Here is a 15091-nt window from a genome sequence, read left to right as displayed (position 1 = left end):
CGGACCTGGCACAACCGCAGCTCAGGCACCGACACCAGTGCCACTTTCCGCCGGACGGGACAGCTGTCGGACACAGTGGTCCGGTTGCGCTCGGACGCTGGTGAACAACTCATGCTCGCCCGACACCTTGTCGGTCGCCTGGCTTCGCGGTCCTCGACGCCGAGGGCCCCAGCGGTCGACCCGTTCGGGCTGCTCGACGATCTACCGAAAGCGGTGCTGGCCGCGGCGAAGCGGGAAGTGGCTGCTGACGTACTCGATCCGGGCGAGCTTGACCTCGCGCTGCGGGTCGGTGGACTCTTTCCACGTCTTGGTCCGCTGGAAGGTGATCCGGTGCCGGTGCAGGATCTGCCGCAGCCGTTCCCGCCCGATCCGGACCCGTCGGGTGGAGTGAACGCGCAGGTGGTCGGCGAGCTTGCGGACACTCCACCGGATGAATGGCCGCCCCAGCTTCTCGGGGCGGGTGTTGGCAGTCTCGACGATGAACTGTTCCTCGTCAGGACTGATCTGGCGGGGACGGCCACCCGCCCACCGAGGGTCCAGGCTGGCCATCCCCATCTCATTGAACCTGTGGATGACCTGCCGGATCGTGTCCTCGTCGGCCTGAACGAGACGAGCGATCGCCGGCACCGTGTTCCCGCCGGCCGAGGCGAGCACCACCATCGCCCGCCGTAACCGGATCGGAGAGCCGGTACCTCTACGAGTAATCCTCAGCAGCTGCTGCCCCTCCTGGTCACGGAGCCGCCGAACGCGAACGAGTTCTGCCACCGCCACAGCCTGACCGCCACAGCCTGACCGCCACCGCACTACCGGCCTGGCGACCCAGACGGCATGTCATCCGACGTCGCCAACGACGTGGGGCACCAGCGGTGGGTCACGGAGAAGTAAGGTGGGCGGTGATCTTCGTCAGGAACCGGCGTTTCGGCCTGCTCTGGACCAGCACGCTACTGTCCAACCTGGGCAACTGGCTGATGATCGTCGCGGTGCCGGTCTACGTCTATACGATGACCGGGTCGACGCTCAGCAGTGGTTTCGCCTTCGTCGCGCAGACCCTTCCCGCGATCGTCTTCGCGCCCCTGGCCGGGGTGGTGGCCGACCGGTGGGACCGGCGGGCGGTCATGGTCGGGGCGGACCTGCTGCGCATGGTCATAGTGCTGGCGCTGCTCGTGGTCGACGATCCGGGCATGCTGTGGCTGCTCTACACGGCGATGTTCTTCGAGAGCGCGATCGGGCACTTCTTCCAGCCGGCGGCCCGGGCGGCGGTGCCCGGCATCGTCGGTCGGGGCGTTGAACTGGAGGCGGCGAACGCCTGGAACACGGTTGCGGGCGGCCTCGTCCGCCTCGCCGGCGCGCCCCTGGGCGGCGCGCTCTACGCCCTCGTGGGTTTCGACGGCCTGGTGCTGATCGACTCCGCGACGTACCTGCTCTCCGCCGTGCTGATCTTCGGAATGGGCCGGCTGCGGGTGGCCGACAATGGGCGCCAGCGGAACACGTCCTCCTGGTTGGCCGTCTTCTGGGATCAGGTCCGGGAGGGCCTGGCTTTTCTCTTCAGGCACTCTGTCCTCCGCGCGACGCTCATCGTCTCCAGCCTCTTCCTGTCGGCCAACGCCGCACTGAACGTGCTTCTGGTGCCGTACGTCCTCGACGTCCTTAACGGCGACGCCGGCGACGTAGGCGTTCTGATGGCGGCACTCGGCGGCGGCTTCCTGGCCAGCGCGTACGTCGGCAACGTGCTGTCCCGCAGTGGGCTTCTCCGGCTGTCGTTCACCGGTTGCCTGGCGGTGATCACCCTCTGCTTCGCCGGGCTCTTCCTCATCCATCACTTCGTCGCCGCGCTGGTCTTCATCGCCCTGGCCGGTCTGCCCGGTGGCGCGCTGCTGATGCTGGTCCAGGTCCAGGTTCAACGCCAGACCCCGGACCGCCAACTCGGTCGGGTCGGATCCGCCTTCTCGGCAGCCGAGATGGCCGCGACCGTCGTCGGCGCCTCGAAGGGCAGCATCGCCGGACAACAACTGCCCCTCACCACCACCGTCTGGCTCGTGATCGGCGTGCTGGCGGCCAGCGCGGTGCTCGCCGCCGCGCTGCTACCCACCCGACCCGGACTGGCGGCAGCGAAGCCGGAGGCTGCAGCGGAACCGGCGATGGCGAAAACCGGTGACAATGGCTGACCCCCATGCATTGGCGGTGCGGGTTCTCGCGTCGATCGCCGCGACCCAATGGAGCCCACACTGACCTACTGGTAGTCCCGGCTGGCTCTGGAGCCCTCCCCCACGATCGCCTTACACAGGCACCTCGTCCAGCCTCCTGAACCTCCTGGTGGCCGAGCCGCCGCGCACAGAACGGGTTCTGCCGCCGCCACAGCCTGAATGCCACCACAATGCCGGCCTGGCGACCAGACGGCATGTCATCCAACACCGTGAACGTTCGTGGTCACGGCACTAGGTGACCCTCGTCGGCCGCCGGATCACCCGACCTGGCGCGACCAAGCTGCCGAACTCCTCTCCCGCGAATCTGTGGCACTGCCGGTTGCGTTGCCGTCAACCCAGGCAGCGGCGGCCGGTGTTGGATGAACGAGGCGCTACCAACGCTCCGGCCTCCGCAACCAAGGAGAGGTAGCGCCACAAGCAACGCCCAGGCCACATGGTCGTGTCGAGGCATGTCGGACCATGCCTCTCCAGCCGGACGCCCCGGTGTCCGCTCCCCTCGACCAAGGAGCAGGGTGATGACCGTCAGCACTCTCAACCAGGACGAGCTACTCCAACTACCCGCGATGGTCGATCTCGCGACCGCCGCTCGCGCTCTCGGCGTTGGCCGCACGAAGGCTTACGAACTGGCGAAGAGCGGTGCCTTCCCCTGCCCGGTGCTTCGGATCGGGATCACCTACCGCGTACGCACCGCGGACCTGCTCAGGCTCGTCGGCATCGAACGGCAGCAGCACGGCGGCGAGGCCCGTCCAGCCCCGACGGACACGTGACTACGCCTCACGCTGACCGCTGGCCCCGTCAGGCCCAGCGGCCGCCCACGCAGGCCGGTACCGCCCGGCGAGCACGTCGTCGACGAGCAACGCGAGAATCCCGGAGGGCGTGAGGTCAGGCCGCATAACTACCAGCCTCTCCATCTCGGAAGGCGTGAGCCGGATCTTGACCTGCTGATCCCGCTTCTCGCGTGCCGGCAACGGCGGCAGGTTCTCGGCGACAGGGCGCTGTCGCGGCATGCCTCAACTCCTCGGCGAGTGCTCGAACGGCTGGATGACGAGTTGAGGTTCCCACATCCCACATCGCCTATCACCAACCGCCATCTCACGGGCTGCCTTGGGACCGAAAATTGGTACCCTTTTTGGGTACCATCAGGGTCAAGCTCGCCGCTGTTTCAGACACTGAAGGCAGGGCGTTAGCCCCTCCCCCGCGAAAGGAGCAGGACCAACGTGAGCACCTCGGACCCGATCAAGAAGGTCACTCTTCGCAGCGGCAAGACCCGCTACCGGTTCGTCATCGACGTCGGGCGCAAGCCGGACGGACGTCGGGACCAGCGGACCTACACCTTCGATACCAGGAAGGAAGCCAAGGCGGAGTACGCGCGGATCAAGCACGAGACCGACCGCGGCACGTACGTCAAACCCGGCAAGGTCACGGTCGACGAGTTCCTCGACGAATGGTTGACGTCTGCCACCCGCGATGTCGAGAAGGCCACCGCCGCCAACTACCGCGATGCGCTCCTGCCGGTCCGCGCTCGTCTCGGCAGCAAGCCGCTCCAAGACGTCACCGAGGCTGACATCGAGGCGCTGATCGACTGGATGCTGACGGAGGGCCGGCGGCGCGGCGGCAAGCCGGGAACGGGACTGGGCGTCCGTTCGGTGCGCCTGACGCTCGGCCGTCTCAGGACCGCGCTGAATGTGGCGGTTCGCCGCCAACTCGTGGTGCGCAACGTCGCAGCGTTTGTGACCATCCCAAGGGCGGCAGCGAAGGCCGACGCCGAGACGCGGGCACAGCGCAAGCCCTGGACCCAGAAGGAGGTGAAGACGTTCCTGACGGGCATCGCGGGCGAGCGCCTGCACGCCCCCTGCCTGCTGTCGCTGATGGGCCTGCGCCCGGCCGAGGTGTGTGGGTTGCGCTGGTCCGATGTCGACTTCGAGGCCGGCACGATCGCGGCCGGGGAGAACACGCGGACGCTCGTCGATGGCGAGATCGAGGAGAAGGAGGCCAAGTCGGCGGCCGGCAAACGCGGCCTACCGATGCCGGCGACGGCCGTGAAGGCTCTGAAGGCGTTCCAGACCCTACAGAAGAAGGAGCGCCTGAAGGCGGGTGACGTCTACGTCGACAGCGGCTACGTCCTGGTCGACGAGCTCGGCCAGCCGCAACGTACCGACTGGTTCCGCCGCCGGGTGTACGAGCTGATGGCGAAGGTGGGGGTTCGCAAGGTCCGGCCGTACGACGCGCGGCACGCCTGCCTGACCTACCTCGCCGGCGCCGGAGTACCGGACGTCGTGCTGGCGGCCTGGGCCGGTCACGCGGACGGCGGCACGCTGGCCAAGCGGGTCTACGTCCACCCGGACAGCAGCCACCTCAAGGTGGCGGCCGAGCACCTCGAATCAGGCCTGTTCGGCTGACTCCCGTGACACGAAATTCAGCAGCACGCGCGTACGTGATGAATTGTGAGACGGAACAGCAAGAAGGCCCCGACTCACCGAAGTGAATCAAGGCCCTGACCTGCTGCTTTACTGTCGGGACGGCCGGATTCGAACCGACGACCCCTTGACCCCCAGGACGCTTCGGTAAGCGTTCCCGCACGTCACACACGCTATCCCCAAGATCAGGCCGTGCAGCCGAAGGCATACCGACCACCACCGCGCACGACGTGTGGTCCCCACCTGGTCCCCGGATCCGGACGGGCATCCAGCCACATTCACGGCGCTCGCCAGCCGGGCAACTCGCCGTACTATGCACGGATGCCTGCGAGTCAAGCCAGTCGCCAGAAGCAAGGTGCCATCGAAGGAGCGCCTTGCCCCATCAAGGACGCGCATCGCCGCCTAATGGACTGCCATGTGCATTGGCACATGACCGCAGAGAAATACATGGATCCAGAAGGCTTCCGCCTAAACCTGAATTCCCTGATCCAGAATTTGCGAAACGTCACCTGGCTGCTACAGAAGCAGAAGAGCAATCTTCCGGACTTTCAAGAATGGTACGGCGCATGGCAAGACTCAGTCAAGGCAGACCCCGCGATGGGTTGGGTTGTTAAAGCCCGAAACCGAATCGTCAAGGAAGCCGATCTCGAAATTCACAGTGAAGCGCGAGTAAGAATTTCATACGACTGGACCCACGAGTACGAAAAGACCTTCCGTTTCCCACCACGCTTCACCACCAGACAGATCCTGCGGACAATCCTGACCCAAAATGCATTGCGACCCGAGGGCACTATCTCCATAGATCGCCGCTGGGTCGATCGCATGCTGCCCGATTGGGAACTGCTGGATGCCACGTCCCGCGCATACAGCCGTATCGCCCACGTGATTGGCACCGCCCACAGCAAGGCGGGCGTGGACACCTGCAACCTCCCGACACGTGAACCAAGCTGCGTGGATTCGCACACAGGGACGCGAGCTATTTGCATGGATCCAGTTGACCAGAATCGCGCACTGCATGTCGACCTGAAGTCGGGATATGAGATTGCCGAGATACGGGTACCCATAGGCATAACCACCGAGGAACAGGTTAGAGGAGCTGTCGAGAAATACGGGATGGATTTTGACCCTGGATCGGGGGACGCCATAGCGCGCGTTCCGAATCTCCTAAAGACTGCAAAAATGGTTCTGAGCGTTGATGAATCCCACCACACATTCGCTTATCTTCTGATTGACGATCGAGTGGTCGCTCAACTGCCGATGCAATTTCCGAATCAGGAAACCAAGCGGCTAGCCCTACAGCGACTCGCCGACGAAGTTCGCAGAGAAAGCGCTAACGGCCTAATTCTCGTCGGGGAACAATGGGTGGCATTCGTACACCCCGATGAAGACTTCAACGCACCAGGGTTCAAACCCGCAAGAGACCGGCCGGATCGCGAGGAAGCCATCACCGTGACAGCGATGACAAAAGATGGTCGCCTCCTACAGGCATTTTCTATCTTCAAGGACCGGGGAGGAAAGCGAACTTTTGACGAAGACAACTTCACTGACCTTGGCGGGGCGATCCCTAATTTCCTGCTGCCCGTTGCGCGCGTCTGGGAGATAGGTCCATTTAAGTCTGACGCCTAATCCCTCACCCGTCCTTGGCGTTTCCTACCGGCTGATGAGTGCAGTGGGAATGTCGGCGGTCCCGATCACCTGGCGCGGACCGATGAACCGCCGTGCGACCAGTAGTCCCGCCTCGTGCGCCTGAATGCCCGCATGGCTTGCCGAGGCATCCGCGAGCAGCCAAGGCGTGAGGTCGTGCTCAAATGCGTCCACCGCACCCTTCAAGACGCAGCTTTCGGTAGCGATCCCACAGAAGTAGAACTCTTCCCATCCGCGCTGCTTGAACAGCGCCACACCCTCCGAGGTGAATGGACTATAGATCCTTTTGTCAAGCGTTACGCCCTGATCTACGTACGGGCGCAACTCGGGCACGAAATCGATGTCAGGGGAAGACTGAAGCCGTTGCCAACCAAAGAAGCGCTCGAACGGACTTCCTGGATAGTTCAGGTACCGGGTGAATAGCGTGTCGCCGCCAACTGCCTGCCAACGGCGCACCAGGTCGACAACGACAGGAACGACGTGTGCTGATTGCTCACGCACAAAACCGTTTTGCATGTCGGTCACGACAAGTACAGGGCGACCCGATGTCATTGGATTAACCTCGATCCGTCTCACGGAGGGTTTCGATGGCTTGGTCTAGGGCTGGCATGAGATCGCACGTCCGCAGGATCGCCCGACGCATCGCCTGATGCTGTCCGGGCTCACGCAGGCGGGAAATAGTGAGGCGAGAGCGCACCCCCCGAAGGTAGCGCCAACCATACTCGGACGGCACCTGCGGGTCTTGCCCCTGCTCGACCTGACGGGCGATCGCGTCGCTATACGCCCACATGGATTGGATCGCTAGCTCGCAGGAGATTACCTCAGCCTCCGTCAAGGAACGCTCGGCAGCGATCGGATGGTAGACGACTCCGGACCATGAGGCGTAGCCCACCGAGATGCCCTGCAAGCCGAACGACTCGATGCCCACGTGATCGTACGCCTCGGATAGCAACGACTGCTCGATCAGTTCGGCGTGCGCCAGGTGTTCGTCATCCATAGGGCGGTCACGGTGTAGCAACACCTTCGGCGTCGACATGATGCGTAGCGCAGTTCCCAGCAACTCTGCCGGCCAGGCTGGCTCAACGACCCAGTGAGCACCGAGCACATACACCGCAGACTCATCTTCGACCGGCGCAATGGGCGCGAGGTAGTCGATAGCCCAATTGATGTTGTCGCCGTACGACGCTACCCGCCACGCGGCCAGCGCCGCAATCGTGGACAGCTGCACAGGCTCGACAAGGTGGAAGACCACCGACCCGCAGGGCCAGACGTACAGGGTGCAGTCACCTTCCGGGTGCTCGACGGGTACCGAGTAGCAGGTATGCCACTCCCCCACCGCTGGCGCGCAGCCTGCGACCTCCCGCAGGCGGGCAGCGCCGTCGGCGCCGACAAACGCCGTCACGAACTTGTGAGATCGCGCCGAGAAGTGCGGCCGGTCCTCAGCGCCACTGGTTAGCTCACCGAATAGGTCGTGGGGCTTCGCTCCGTACGCCAGGCAGTAGAGCTGCCGGTAAATCGGGTCGGTGACCGCGACGCGGCCGGTCTCGTGGCGGTACATCGCTTTCTCGATGGCCTCGACCGTGGGCGTCTCTCGGATGCCGCGCTGTTGGCCAATGCGGTGCAGCTCTCGCGCCGCTCGCTTGCGTGACTCCCAGCCGGCCGCCTTACGGCGGTTGACCAGCACAAGGTTCGGCTTGTACTGCCGAGGGACCTCAGTGGACATACCCCATGTCCTTACGTGTCCGTGCGTAGGAGATGCCCGAAACGATGCCGGCCAGGCAGTCTCATTGCCAGGCGAGCAAGGTGCCGCCGCAGACGGGAGCCGAGGACGGGAGGCACCAGATGATCCGACCTAGCCGATGGTGCCTCTACGTGGCCTCTCGGCCTGCCACTTTCGGATGGTCTCGGGCTGCCAGGCTGGGGACCGGCCGAACATCCGATCAGGTGCGGGCGCCTGCCCCCGTGAGACGTAAGAAGCCCAGGTTGCACGACTGATCGGGGCACCTACCGAAGCGAGGTAGGTGCGTACGTGGTCCGTCGTCCACCAGTCGGCGGGCAGGTCAGCGTCAGTCATCAGTACAAGCCTACGCGGTATGAGTGCTTGCCCGAATACAACGTGACGCTGTAGCGTCACGAATACAACGTCAGGTTGTACCGGCCGGATGGCTCGGGGGACGACGGCACACGTTGCCGCACGCCCATGAGACGCCGGATCAGGCCGTTCATTGACAACTCCACAGCGACAGGAATGAGCACGCGTGAGGCCGCCGAGCGGCACTCCCTGCCTTGAACCACCTGGTGGTCGACCCCGGTATGTCCCGGGCGAGCGGGGCGAGCGAAGCGGTTAGCGCGTGCTGCACAACCTCGGTTTCCGGGCTGGTAGCACGTCTGCTACTCGGTCGCGGCACCGGCTCGGTTCCGAGGGTTCCCCCCGCCGTTTTGACCTGTACCGGAGGTTCCTGTGCGAACGCACCTCGCTCCCGTGACCGCCGAGCCGACCGCTGCCGACTTGGCCGCGATCGACACGGAGTGGCCGTTGATCGCGGCCGAACTGGACGTGCTCGACGCCGAAATCACGATGCTGTACGCCGAGGACCACGGCGGCCCGACCGCGTTGGACTGGCGGCGGCTGCGCCGGGCCGAGGCCCGCGTTACCCGCGCCGCCGCCGAGCTGGCCGCCGGCACCCTCGCCGGCCCGCACCGCGCGGCCTGATGTCGCGCATCCGCGCCGCCTTTTACGACCCGGAGGGCACGCGGTACGGCATCCCCACCTACTGGTGGCGCGGCGCACCGCCCGGCTACGCCACCCGCCGCCAACTACGCGCCGCCGGCCTACGGCCCGGTGGTCAGCCGATCGCCGCCCAGGTGCTCTGGCGCGGTGTTGGCGGTACCCGCGCCGCGTACCTGTACCGGGTCGACCTGGCCCGTCCGAAGCGCACCGCCACCCCCGCCCAGCTGCGGGCGGTCCGCGCCGCGCTGACCGCCCGCCGCACCTGCCGCATCTGCCGTCAGGTGCGGCCGTACTACATCCCGCGCTCGCTCGGCGAGTGCCTTGAATGCGCCCACCCGATGGAGGCCGCCGCATGACTTGCCGCACCTACACCCACCCGAGCGTTCTGGACGGCATCGCCGCCGGGGCGCCGTGGGCCGACCCGACCATGGACCCCACCGCCATCGACTGGTCCGCCCGCCGGGCCACGGCCGCACTTCCGTTCCCGCTGGTCGACGGGAGGCCGGTCAACCCGTACGCGCCGACGGGGATCCGCTACGGCCGCAACCAGCTTGGTCACTGGGGCGAGCAGGTCTGCGCCGACGCCCTGGTGTCGCTCTGGGACGAGAACCGGCACCGCTGGATCGTGATGGTGGAGCGCGGTGACGGCCACGGCTGGGCGTTGCCCGGCGGCTACGTCGACCCCGGCGAGACGCCGGCCGATGCCGCCGTGCGGGAGCTGGCCGAGGAAACCGGCCTGATCCTTCCCGATGCCCGCTGGGAGCTGTCGGCGCCGCGCTACGTGCCCGACCCCCGCGCCTCGGATGAGGCATGGATGGTCACCGTCCTTGCCCGCACCTGGATCGGCCACCACCGCCGCGGCGACTTCCCGCCGGTGACCGGCGCGGACGACGCCCGGCGGGCGTTGTGGCTGCCCGCCGACGACTACGACGTGCTCGCCGACTACCTCGCCGACGCCTACGACGGTCAGGTGTTCCCCGCCCACCGTGGCCTGCTCGCCGCCGAGTTGGACGAGGTGACCCGGTGACGGCACTGGAGCCGCAGCGGACCCGCAAGCCGGTGTCCGGCAGCGGCGACGTGTTCAAGTCCGCCGGCTCCGGTGGCTTCACCGGCTCCGCGAAGGCGGGCCGCACATGGGGCGTCAGCGAGCACCGGCCCCACCCGACCCCCCGACCCGCTACCCGAAAGGACACCACCCGATGACCGCCCCCACGATCAACGGCACCCGCTACCCGCAGCCGGTAGACGCCCTCCTGCCGGCCGCCCGCGCCCTGGACCTGCCCGACGGACAGCAGTTCCCGTCGCGTAACCGGCTGATGCGGGAGTTCCACATCGGTGCGCCGAAGGCTGATGACCTGCTCGCCCGCCTCAAGGCCGAGCACGCCCAGCGCACCCGCACCGAGCAGATCCGTACGGCGATGATCGTCCGGGGTGCTCTGCTGCCCCTCACCGACGCCCCGGCCGACCTCGGCGAGCCGGCTGCGGTGCCGCTGGACTACGCCGAGCCGATCGGCCCGCACCCGGCACCCGCCCCGGTCGCACCCGAGCACACCCCACCGGCCGACCCGACCCCGGGCACCCCGACGAAGATCACGCCCGCCGAGCAGGTCGAGCAGGTCACGGTGGTCGGTCACCCGGACACGCCCACCCCGTCCGCGCCGGTCCGACCGGCGGTGGTGTGGCCGGTGATCCTGCTGGCGCTGCCCGCGTTCGTGGCGATCTGGTCCGGGTGGGTCGGACTCGGCGGACTCACCGGGTTCGGCGTGGTGCACCCGCTGCCCGGCATCGCGGACGGGTTCAGCCTGAACACCGCGATCACCCTGCCGATCGGTGTCGAGACCTACGGCGCGTATGCCCTCTACGTGTGGCTGTCCGGTCGGGTGCCGGACGCGGCGCGACGGTTCGCCAAGTGGTCCGCGCTCGGCTCCCTCGCCGTCGGCGCGCTTGGCCAGGTCGCCTACCACCTGCTCGTCGCGGCCGGCATCGAATCGGCCCCGTGGTGGATCACCACCGCCGTCGCGTGCCTCCCGGTCGCGGTGCTCGGCATGGGAGCCGCCCTCGCCCACCTCGTCCGCACCCACGACTAGCTATGCCCGGCGGCGCGGCCCATGGCCTCAGAAACCGCGCCGCGCCGCCGGCCCTCACCCCTCAGCCAAAGACCTCAGGAGAGACCACCCATGTTCGCAGACCCCACCGGCCGTCACGCTGCCGCCTTCGCTGCTGTGTTCGTCGCCCTCTACGTCGCCCACCAGGTTGCCGATCACTGGGTACAGACACAGCACCAGGCCGACTGCAAGGGCCAGCCTGGCTGGCCGGGCCGTATCGCCTGCGCCGCCCACGTCGCCACCTACACCCTCACCGCCGTACTGGCCCTCGTCTTCCTGGTGGCCGGTACCGGCCTGCGGCTCGACCCGTCCGGCGTGGCGGTCGGGCTGACCATCTCCGCCGTCTCCCACTACGTCGCCGACCGGCGCACCCCGCTCCAGCGCATCGCCGCCGCTCTCGGCTCGGCCCGCTTCTACGCCCTCGGCGCACCTCGGCCCGGCCGCGACGACAACCCGAGCTTGGGCACCGGCGCCTACGCCCTCGACCAGTCATGGCATATCGGCTGGCTGTTCATCGCCGCCCTGTTCTGCGCCGCCTAACCCGACCCCTCAGCGAAGGAGAAAGCCCTGATGGCAAGCATCTCGATCGGCTCCAGCGGCGGGCGCATCACCACCGGCACCTCGCAGTTGTGGTGCCCGGCCTGCGGCAACGAAAGCAACTGGCGCGACATCACCGCCGACAGCCAGCGCACGCACGCGACCTGCGGCGACTGCGGCAACCGCATCTCCGTCAAGAGCTGACCGCTCCCGTCGTCACCGGCTCATCACCCGGTGACGCGCGGAAGCCGCCAGACCCCCTGGACGGCCCAACCGAAGGAGCACCCCCGCTATGGGCAAGCGCACCAACGTCGCCTCCGGCACCGACCGCGTCGCCGTGCAGGCCGGTGAGGTCACCGGCCGCCGCGACACCAGCAAGACCCCCAAGGACACCGACACCAAGCCGGGCCGGACCGAGAACACCGTCACCGGTAACGCCCGCGTCGGCATTCAGGCCGACACCGTGACCGGCCCCATCCGCATCCGCTTCTGACCCGGCCCGGCGGCGCGGCCCCTGGCGACCAACCTGCGCCGCGCCGCCGGCCCTCAACCCCCGACCCTGACGGATCAGATGGAGGAACCCCCATCATGACGTCCCCCCACGATGACGACCGATTCGACTGGCAGGCTGCCGAAGCCGACATCACCGGCCCGGATGCGGAGGTGGTCGACCTGGACGCCGCCCGCGCCGCCCGCACCACCGACCCCGACGACGACGGCGGGCCGGCGCTGGTCGACTCGCCTGACGCGCAGAAGTCCCCGCGGTTCACCCTCTCCGGTGTGCGCGCCGGGCAGCGGCGCCCGATCCTGCCCGCGTGGCTGCGGTCGCGCGCCGAGCTGCGCGACGTGATGCGGTGGGCGGTGGGGCACCTGCTGCACACCAGCGCCTACCACGCCACCCGCCTACCCAAGTACGGCGGCAAGCTGCTGCTACGCGCCCCCGCCGGTGCCGCCCGGATCGCCTCGGGTGCGACCCGGTGGCTGTTCGATTGGGAAGGCGAGCAGTTGCGGCAGTCGACCTCCCAGACCCGCGACGGCGAGCTGTACCTGAAGCTGTCGCGTCAGCGTGACCGGCGGGTGCGGTGGCGCGGCATCGTCGCCACCTTCACCCTCGCCGTCACCCTCGCCGGTGGTGTCGCGGTGGCGTTCGCGCCGCCGTGGTCCCGCTGGGCGGTGCTCGCGATGCTGGTGACGTTGTGTGGGATGTTCGGGCAGCCGGCCGACAAGCCGCTACTCGACACCGCCGTGGTCATCCCCCGCGTCGCCCGGCTCACCTCCGATGTGGTGGTGCGCGCCCTGGCCGTGCTCGGTATTTCCGGCATCACTCAGGCCATCGCCAAGCAGGGACAGCGCGCTATCGCGTTCACCGCGCCGATCGTGCGCGACGGGCCGGGGTGGCGGGCCGACATCGACCTGCCGCCCGGTGTGACGGCCGGGGACGTGATCGAGCGCCGGGACCGGCTCGCCGCCGGCCTCACCCGCCCTCTCGGCTGTGTGTGGCCGGAGGGACAGCCGGAGGTGCACCCGGGCCGGCTGCTGCTGTGGGTGGGCGATCAGGACATGGCCGCCACCCCGCCGAAGCCGTGGCCGCTGCTCAAGGCCACGGGCGGGTTCGACCTGGGCCGTCCGGTGCCGTTCGGCACCGACCCACGCGGCCGGGTCATCTCCTTCGAACTGCCGTACACGAACCTGCTCATCGGGTCGATTCCCGGCTACGGCAAGACCGCTGCCACGCAGGTGCCGATGCTCGCCGCCGCCCTCGACCCGTACGCGGAACTGTGGTGCTTCGACTTCAAGGGCACCGGCGGCCTCGACCCCCTGGAGAAGGTGTCCGCCCGGTACGCGTCGGGGCAGGACGACGACACCGCCGAGGAAGGGCTGTTGGCGTTGCGGGAGCTGCGCAAGGAGTGCCAGCGCCGCGCCGCCGTCATCAAGGGACTCCCGAAAGCGGTGTGCCCGGACAACAAGGTCACCCCCGAACTTGCCCGCCGCAAGAAGTTGGGCCTTCACTGGCTGGTCGTCGCCCTCGATGAGGTGCAGGAACTCTTCTCGCACCCGGAGTTCGGCAAGGAAGCCGGCGAACTGGCCGAGAAAATCATCAAGCTCGGTCGCGCCCTGGGCGTCATCCTCGTCGTCGCCACCCAACGGCCCGACGCCAAGAGCCTGCCCACCGGCGTCTCGGCGAACGCCGGTACGCGGTTCTGCCTGCGGGTCATGGGCCAGATCGAAAACGACATGATCCTGGGCACCTCGGCCTACAAGAACGGCATCCGGGCGACCATGTTCGCCAAGAAGGACAAGGGCGTCGGCTACCTCGTCGGCGCCGCCGACGACGCGCAGATCGTTCGCACCTTCTACGTCGACGGCCCCACCGCCGAGAAGATCACCGACCGGGCACGCGCCCTACGCGAAGCCGCCGGCACCCTTACCGGCCACGCCATCGGACAGACCCCGGCCACCCCGGCGGCACGCCGAGACACCCTGCTCGACGACATCCTCACCGTCGTCCCCGCGACCGAGCCGAAGGTATGGGCCGAGACGCTCACCGAGCGGCTCGCCGACCTCAACCGTGAGGCGTACGGGGAGCTGACCCGCGATCAGCTCACGGCAGCACTCAAGCCCTACGGCATCACCACCGGGCAGGTATGGGGCACCGACCCGGCCACCGGCAAGGGCGCCAACCGGCGCGGCATCGAACGGACCCACATCGCCGATGCGGTCGCGGAGCGTAATAAGCGGCGCGGCGACAAAGCCGCCTAACCCGGACAGCGTGCGGTCGCTAGGTCTAGCGGCACCCCCCGCTAGACCTAGCACCCCCGCTAGCAACCAATCCCAACCCTGGCCAGCGCCCTAGTTCCTAGCGGCGTCAGCCTTCCACACCCTCGAAACGGCCTGTGGAGGCATCCTGTGACCACCATCCTGCCGCTCGCTAGCCTCGCCGCCCTCGGTTACGCAACGTGGTATCTGATCCTGTGCGCGGCGTCGCCGTGGGGACGCTGCCGCCGCTGCCGTGGTGCGCGTTTTCACCGCACGAGCATCGGCACCCGTCGCGACTGCACCCGCTGCGACGGCACCGGCATCCGCGTACGCGCCGGCCGTCGGCTGCTCGACTACATCCGCGCCGAGTACCGCGACGGCCACCCGTGAACCGCCGCGCCGGGCACACCGACTGGTGCGGCAGGGACCACCGCTGCAACCTCGGCGAGCACCGCTCCGACGAAATCGTGGTCGACGTCGCCGGCCACGCCCGCGCCGTCCTCGTCAGGGTGCGTACCGCCACCGGCCGGGAGCACGCCGAGGTACGCGTCAGGGTCGCCCTCGCCCCCGGCGAACTGGCCGCCCGCCGCCAGTTGGTCGGGCTACTCGGTGACCTGCGCCAGGCCGTGACCCGGGCGGCCATTGCGGCCCGGCCTCGACCCGGGCGGGCCGGGCAGTGACCGGCGGGCGGTGCCG

19 protein-coding genes are annotated in these 15091 nt (G+C 67.9%); 15 read left to right on the top strand and 4 right to left on the bottom strand.

What is annotated here, in order from left to right:
• Window positions 1-201: 201 nt before the first annotated feature.
• Window positions 202-660 carry a helix-turn-helix domain-containing protein gene (locus tag ACN27A_RS00195; RefSeq protein ID WP_396803477.1) on the bottom strand — a complete coding sequence of 153 codons (459 nt, stop codon included), beginning with the start codon at window positions 658-660 and terminating at the stop codon, window positions 202-204.
• Between the two features lie 233 nt (window positions 661-893).
• On the opposite strand from ACN27A_RS00195, the gene ACN27A_RS00190 reads away from it, so the two are divergent.
• On the top strand, window positions 894-2165 hold the full coding sequence (locus ACN27A_RS00190; protein ID WP_421448759.1) for an MFS transporter: 1272 nt from the start codon (window positions 894-896) through the stop codon (window positions 2163-2165).
• Between the two features lie 554 nt (window positions 2166-2719).
• The gene (locus tag ACN27A_RS00185) at window positions 2720-2971 is read left to right on the top strand and encodes a helix-turn-helix transcriptional regulator (RefSeq protein ID WP_421448758.1); all 252 of its coding nucleotides are present in this window, start codon (window positions 2720-2722) and stop codon (window positions 2969-2971) included.
• On the opposite strand, the gene ACN27A_RS00180 is transcribed toward ACN27A_RS00185, so the two are convergent.
• Window positions 2972-3211, bottom strand: coding sequence for a hypothetical protein (locus ACN27A_RS00180; RefSeq protein WP_421448755.1), 240 nt, complete (start codon window positions 3209-3211; stop codon window positions 2972-2974).
• A gap of 210 nt (window positions 3212-3421) precedes the next feature.
• On the opposite strand from ACN27A_RS00180, the gene ACN27A_RS00175 reads away from it, so the two are divergent.
• Together ACN27A_RS00175 and ACN27A_RS00170 are read left to right on the top strand one after the other, a co-directional pair.
• Complete coding sequence (locus ACN27A_RS00175) at window positions 3422-4603, top strand: tyrosine-type recombinase/integrase (RefSeq protein ID WP_421448754.1); 1182 nt, start codon at window positions 3422-3424, stop codon at window positions 4601-4603.
• A gap of 339 nt (window positions 4604-4942) precedes the next feature.
• Window positions 4943-6247, top strand: coding sequence for a hypothetical protein (locus ACN27A_RS00170; RefSeq protein ID WP_421448746.1), 1305 nt, complete (start codon window positions 4943-4945; stop codon window positions 6245-6247).
• 24 nt (window positions 6248-6271) lie between these two features.
• On the opposite strand, the gene ACN27A_RS00165 is transcribed toward ACN27A_RS00170, so the two are convergent.
• A complete protein-coding gene (locus ACN27A_RS00165; protein ID WP_421448744.1) occupies window positions 6272-6817 on the bottom strand; it encodes a cysteine hydrolase in 546 nt (181 codons plus the stop codon).
• 4 nt (window positions 6818-6821) lie between these two features.
• Window positions 6822-7988: a hypothetical protein gene (locus ACN27A_RS00160; RefSeq protein WP_421448742.1), complete on the bottom strand. Its 1167-nt coding sequence runs from the start codon at window positions 7986-7988 to the stop codon at window positions 6822-6824.
• Window positions 7989-8726: 738 nt separating this feature from the next.
• Here ACN27A_RS00160 and ACN27A_RS00155 point away from each other — a divergent pair.
• The 11 genes from ACN27A_RS00155 to ACN27A_RS00105 all read left to right on the top strand — a co-directional run bounded on the left by ACN27A_RS00155 (window position 8727) and on the right by ACN27A_RS00105 (window position 15075).
• Window positions 8727-8978 (top strand): DUF6284 family protein, encoded by a 252-nt coding sequence (locus tag ACN27A_RS00155; protein ID WP_421448741.1) that lies wholly within the window; start codon window positions 8727-8729, stop codon window positions 8976-8978.
• Window positions 8978-9352, top strand: coding sequence for an RRQRL motif-containing zinc-binding protein (locus ACN27A_RS00150; RefSeq protein WP_421448738.1), 375 nt, complete (start codon window positions 8978-8980; stop codon window positions 9350-9352). Before ACN27A_RS00155 ends, ACN27A_RS00150 begins: the two co-directional genes overlap by 1 nt.
• Entirely contained in the window at window positions 9349-10023 is a 675-nt protein-coding gene (locus tag ACN27A_RS00145) for an NUDIX domain-containing protein (RefSeq protein WP_421448737.1), read from the top strand. Before ACN27A_RS00150 ends, ACN27A_RS00145 begins: the two co-directional genes overlap by 4 nt.
• On the top strand, window positions 10020-10199 hold the full coding sequence (locus tag ACN27A_RS00140; protein ID WP_421448736.1) for a hypothetical protein: 180 nt from the start codon (window positions 10020-10022) through the stop codon (window positions 10197-10199). The genes ACN27A_RS00145 and ACN27A_RS00140 overlap by 4 nt, the downstream gene beginning before the upstream one ends.
• Window positions 10196-11083, top strand: a complete 888-nt coding sequence (locus tag ACN27A_RS00135; protein ID WP_421448735.1) for an ABC transporter permease — start codon at window positions 10196-10198, stop codon at window positions 11081-11083. Before ACN27A_RS00140 ends, ACN27A_RS00135 begins: the two co-directional genes overlap by 4 nt.
• Window positions 11084-11173: 90 nt before the next feature.
• Window positions 11174-11641, top strand: coding sequence for a DUF3307 domain-containing protein (locus ACN27A_RS00130; RefSeq protein WP_421448734.1), 468 nt, complete (start codon window positions 11174-11176; stop codon window positions 11639-11641).
• A 30-nt stretch (window positions 11642-11671) separates the two neighbouring features.
• A complete protein-coding gene (locus ACN27A_RS00125; protein ID WP_357084521.1) occupies window positions 11672-11842 on the top strand; it encodes a hypothetical protein in 171 nt (56 codons plus the stop codon).
• Window positions 11843-11930: 88 nt separating this feature from the next.
• On the top strand, window positions 11931-12131 hold the full coding sequence (locus ACN27A_RS00120) for a hypothetical protein (protein WP_421448731.1): 201 nt from the start codon (window positions 11931-11933) through the stop codon (window positions 12129-12131).
• A gap of 95 nt (window positions 12132-12226) precedes the next feature.
• Entirely contained in the window at window positions 12227-14398 is a 2172-nt protein-coding gene (locus ACN27A_RS00115) for a cell division protein FtsK (protein ID WP_421448730.1), read from the top strand.
• Window positions 14399-14545: 147 nt separating this feature from the next.
• The gene (locus tag ACN27A_RS00110) at window positions 14546-14785 is read left to right on the top strand and encodes a hypothetical protein (RefSeq protein ID WP_421448728.1); all 240 of its coding nucleotides are present in this window, start codon (window positions 14546-14548) and stop codon (window positions 14783-14785) included.
• A complete protein-coding gene (locus ACN27A_RS00105; protein ID WP_421448727.1) occupies window positions 14782-15075 on the top strand; it encodes a hypothetical protein in 294 nt (97 codons plus the stop codon). Before ACN27A_RS00110 ends, ACN27A_RS00105 begins: the two co-directional genes overlap by 4 nt.
• Window positions 15076-15091 lie beyond the last annotated feature (16 nt).

This window comes from Micromonospora sp. WMMD737, assembly GCF_049179055.1.
Taxonomy (GTDB): domain Bacteria; phylum Actinomycetota; class Actinomycetes; order Mycobacteriales; family Micromonosporaceae; genus Micromonospora; species Micromonospora reichwaldensis.
The sequence above is the reverse complement of the archived record's forward strand: the minus strand, read 5'-3'. Positions and strand labels throughout refer to the sequence as shown.

Excerpts from the sequence above, each read along its gene's own strand:
- ACN27A_RS00195 (WP_396803477.1), bottom strand. The coding sequence starts at position 660 with ATGGTGGTGCTCGCCTCGGCCGGCGGGAACACGGTGCCGGCGATCGCT.
- ACN27A_RS00185 (WP_421448758.1), top strand. The coding sequence starts at position 2,720 with ATGACCGTCAGCACTCTCAACCAGGACGAGCTACTCCAACTACCCGCG.
- ACN27A_RS00180 (WP_421448755.1), bottom strand. The coding sequence starts at position 3,211 with ATGCCGCGACAGCGCCCTGTCGCCGAGAACCTGCCGCCGTTGCCGGCA.
- ACN27A_RS00170 (WP_421448746.1), top strand. The coding sequence starts at position 4,943 with ATGCCTGCGAGTCAAGCCAGTCGCCAGAAGCAAGGTGCCATCGAAGGA.
- ACN27A_RS00165 (WP_421448744.1), bottom strand. The coding sequence starts at position 6,817 with ATGACATCGGGTCGCCCTGTACTTGTCGTGACCGACATGCAAAACGGT.
- ACN27A_RS00160 (WP_421448742.1), bottom strand. The coding sequence starts at position 7,988 with ATGTCCACTGAGGTCCCTCGGCAGTACAAGCCGAACCTTGTGCTGGTC.
- ACN27A_RS00150 (WP_421448738.1), top strand. The coding sequence starts at position 8,978 with ATGTCGCGCATCCGCGCCGCCTTTTACGACCCGGAGGGCACGCGGTAC.
- ACN27A_RS00145 (WP_421448737.1), top strand. The coding sequence starts at position 9,349 with ATGACTTGCCGCACCTACACCCACCCGAGCGTTCTGGACGGCATCGCC.
- ACN27A_RS00135 (WP_421448735.1), top strand. The coding sequence starts at position 10,196 with ATGACCGCCCCCACGATCAACGGCACCCGCTACCCGCAGCCGGTAGAC.
- ACN27A_RS00130 (WP_421448734.1), top strand. The coding sequence starts at position 11,174 with ATGTTCGCAGACCCCACCGGCCGTCACGCTGCCGCCTTCGCTGCTGTG.
- ACN27A_RS00125 (WP_357084521.1), top strand. The coding sequence starts at position 11,672 with ATGGCAAGCATCTCGATCGGCTCCAGCGGCGGGCGCATCACCACCGGC.
- ACN27A_RS00120 (WP_421448731.1), top strand. The coding sequence starts at position 11,931 with ATGGGCAAGCGCACCAACGTCGCCTCCGGCACCGACCGCGTCGCCGTG.
- ACN27A_RS00115 (WP_421448730.1), top strand. The coding sequence starts at position 12,227 with ATGACGTCCCCCCACGATGACGACCGATTCGACTGGCAGGCTGCCGAA.